A 591-nucleotide genomic window follows, 5' to 3' on the forward strand; every position below is an offset into this window, starting at 1 on the left:
AGTTCGTGTAACGCTGGCATAACACGTTTATTACTATGCAAACCAACCTGAATTAACCGCCTTAATCACGAAACTAAAGGCAAACCCAGAACGCCGAATGTAATAAATCGTGTTGATGCGATTGTTGTGCGTGCTTACTTTCGGCTTGGTCAACTTGATAAAGAACTGCCCTGCCAAGATTTTCTAAGCCCTGATTCTAATTTACCGGTAGTAATTAAGCGAACAAAATGTTCTTAAATTGCGAGATAAAGTGAATGGAAAGCAGATACATTTTTTACGCCATTTGAACGACTTGGTTTCAGTAAGTTTGGAACTGATAAACTAAATATCCTTGCCACAACTGGGATTGGAAATGCTGCGAGGAAAGCACTGATGCAGACTAAAATGAGGCATAACCAAAGAACATTGAAGCGTAAAATAGCCTCTGAAACGCCTGAACTTAGGGAAATAAGGGCTAATTTGCCGAACCTGATGAAAGGAAAACCAAAAGGTAACAAAGAAGAAATTTACGCTTACTAAGCCGAAACTACGAAAGCCGCGATCCTTTTGATGAACCGTGCAAAAAATTTCGGACTCAGTACGCACAACGCC

At 40.4% G+C, this 591-nt stretch carries 1 protein-coding gene; it reads left to right on the forward strand.

Annotated features, from left to right (window positions below):
- The first annotated feature begins 372 nt into the window (after positions 1–372).
- Positions 373–519 (forward strand): hypothetical protein, encoded by a 147-nt coding sequence (locus tag PVK70_RS18875; RefSeq protein WP_207216428.1) that lies wholly within the window; start codon positions 373–375, stop codon positions 517–519.
- Positions 520–591 lie beyond the last annotated feature (72 nt).

Source organism: Aliivibrio sp. A6, from assembly GCF_028765505.1.
Lineage (GTDB): Bacteria > Pseudomonadota > Gammaproteobacteria > Enterobacterales > Vibrionaceae > Aliivibrio > Aliivibrio finisterrensis_A.